The organism is Subdoligranulum sp. APC924/74, assembly GCF_003324125.1.
Taxonomy (GTDB): domain Bacteria; phylum Bacillota; class Clostridia; order Oscillospirales; family Ruminococcaceae; genus Gemmiger; species Gemmiger qucibialis.
Genome location: NZ_PSQF01000171.1, coordinates 1 through 2,599 on the forward strand (window position 1 = coordinate 1; position 2,599 = coordinate 2,599).

Below are 2,599 nucleotides of genomic sequence, written 5' to 3' on the forward strand. Positions count from 1 at the left end.
TATTATCTGCGCTTTTGGCTTGGCATCTGCCGCACCTCGCTCGCCGTATCGGCACTTAGAATTATGCGGTATTGCCTTAAGGTTGTGCCAATCGTTCCAGGCACAACCGCCCCAAACAGCTGCCGGGCCAGTTGCCCGCGCACGAAAGGAGAAATTACTATGGCAAAATTTCATCTGATTCCCATTGTGCTGGGCGCAGCCATCGGTGTTGGCGTTTATGTTGTCAGCAAGTATCTGGCTCAGGACGAAGAGAGCGAACAGATTGTGGATGACTCCGCATTTGACGACAGCGAAGCTTCCGAAAGCACCGAAGATGCGGACGAAACCGAAGAAAATGCCGACGAGGAACCCCCCGCAGAAGAACCGGCGGCAGAGCCTGCCCCGGACGAGGAACAGCCCGCACCGTTTGAGGAACCTGCCCCCGCTGAGCAGGCCCCTGTAGCGGAGCCTGCTGCCCCGGTGGAAGAACCCGCGCAGGAAGATGACGGCGTTACCATTCCTATCCAGAGTGGTAACGATGTGCCGAATGTGAATCCGGTCCAGGACAAGACCGAACCCGTTAAGCTGACGGAGGACGGCAAGGTGGACCCTACCACCATCGCCAAAGCCGAAGATTTCGGCGACTGGGAAGAAGAAACCGGCTGCAGAGGCTGAAGGCGAGACGATATAAATGACAACGCCGCAGGGAGTGCGTGATGCTCCCTGCGGCGTTTGTTTTTTGTTTTGGGGGTAAATTTGTATTTGGAGGGATATCCTTTGCGTGCACGGCAGGGTTCTTCCCACGTTTTGGGGGTAGCAGCGTGGCAAGGCCCGGCGGGCGGGACGATGCGAGCATCGTCCCCTACAAATCATTTGCAATGTTCGCGGCAATAGGGCAAGGTTTCTCCGCGGCGGGGTGAGGGCATCCCGCCCTACCGAATGTTTTATGTTCTATCACCCACTATAAAATGCTCCGTAGGGAACGGTCTTGACCGTTCCGGAACCATGCGGTAGATGCCACAATAGAATCTTATCGCAAGCCTTGGCTACAACATCCCACAAAGCATATCAAAGGGGACGATGCTTCCGCATCGTCCCCTACTTATTATTTTACGGGTTATGGCCGCCGGCAGCTCTTACACCACCCATTGCAGCAAAATACCGCAGCAGGTGCCGCAGAACCAGAGCAGCCCTGTCATGAACAAGTTCTGTTTCCAGCTGGGGTTGACACGCCACAGCACAGCCAGGCCGATACCTGCGCCGGAGCACAGCCCCGCAAAAAAACTGCCAAAGGTAATGGCCCCGCCCATATACAGCTGAGCCAGCAGCACGCTGGCACCGCAGTTGGGTACAAGACCGATCAGCGCGGCCATCATGGGCTGGAAAATGCCCAGACTGCCCAGAAATGCCGCGGCGGAATCTGCCCCGACAAAGCCAAAGATCAGCCCAATGATAAAGCTGAACACCAAGATGAACACAAAAATTTCCAGCGTGTGACGCAGTGCCGCCAGGAAAATGCTACTGTGTTCCTCGTGTTCTTCGTGGCAATCCACCTCATCGGCATGGCCCTCATAGCCGCCATACAGCCCTTTGGGCAGGATGCGGCGCAGCGGAACATCCAACACCAAACCGGCTGCAATGCCAAACACGATTTTGAGCACCAGCAGCAGGCCCAGCTTGTTCCACAGGGTAGGCTCCGCCGCCAGCAGGGGGATGGCTTCATCCGATGTTGCCAGGAACACGGCCAGCAGCGTGCCGGGGGTAATGACCCGGCTGGCATAAAAGTTGGCCGCTACCGCCGAAAACCCGCACTGTGGTACGCAGCCCAGCAGTGCGCCGGGCACAAAGCCCCAGTGGCCGCCGCCAGCCAGCGCTTTTTCAATTCGCTCGCCATGGTTGCGTTCCAGCCATTCGATCAGCAGATATGCCAGATACAAAAACGGCAGCATTTTTACGCCGTCGATCAGTGCATCCAAAAAAGCATCAACAATAATTTCCATAATTCTCCTATCTGTTGCAAAGGTTGGGGTTTCAGGGCATAACATGGCCGCACGGTTCGGAGCAGCTGCCCGGAGCCATGCGGCCCTTTTTCATTTTTTACTGCCTTTGTTGGTTTCAAAGCCGCGCAGCAGCGCTACGGCTTCCCGCACACGGGCGGGGGAAATGCGGGTACGGAACCGCTCCATGCTGCGGGAAGAAAACGGCACATCATAGGTAAAGGAATCAAAGCCCAAAAAGTATTGCAGGTAGGGGCTTTCGCGCACGATCTCCACCGTTTCGCTGTCCGTTGTGCGACACGCTGCACGAATCACCAGCACACCGAACGCCATGCGGGCCGGAATTGCCACCTTGCCGCCAGCAGCAAAATGGCCGCTGTACTCCTGTTCAATGGCATCCCAGTCAATGGCCTGGGCCAGGCGCACCCAGCGGTTCTCCTGTACCAGCTCGCCTTCATAGGGCGGCAGGTAGTCATCAATGCTCATCTGATGTTGAATTGTGCGGTACATGGTTGCACCATTCCTTTTTATGTCGTTCCCGTTTTTAGGCAATACCGCATAATTCTAAGTGCCGATACGGCGAGCGAGGTGCGGCAGATGCCAAGCCAAAAGCGCAGATAATA

Annotated in this window: 3 protein-coding genes; 1 reads left to right on the plus strand and 2 read right to left on the minus strand. The window is 56.2% G+C overall.

Features of this window, described 5'->3' with window-relative positions:
• Positions 1-159: 159 nt before the first annotated feature.
• A complete protein-coding gene (locus C4885_RS15920; RefSeq protein ID WP_114001273.1) occupies positions 160-654 on the plus strand; it encodes a hypothetical protein in 495 nt (164 codons plus the stop codon).
• A gap of 461 nt (positions 655-1,115) precedes the next feature.
• Here C4885_RS15920 and C4885_RS15930 read toward each other — a convergent pair whose 3' ends face one another.
• Complete coding sequence (locus tag C4885_RS15930) at positions 1,116-1,979, minus strand: putative manganese transporter (protein ID WP_114001275.1); 864 nt, start codon at positions 1,977-1,979, stop codon at positions 1,116-1,118.
• Between the two features lie 90 nt (positions 1,980-2,069).
• Positions 2,070-2,486, minus strand: coding sequence for a transposase (locus C4885_RS15935; protein WP_114001276.1), 417 nt, complete (start codon positions 2,484-2,486; stop codon positions 2,070-2,072).
• Between the last annotated feature and the right edge of the window lie 113 nt (positions 2,487-2,599).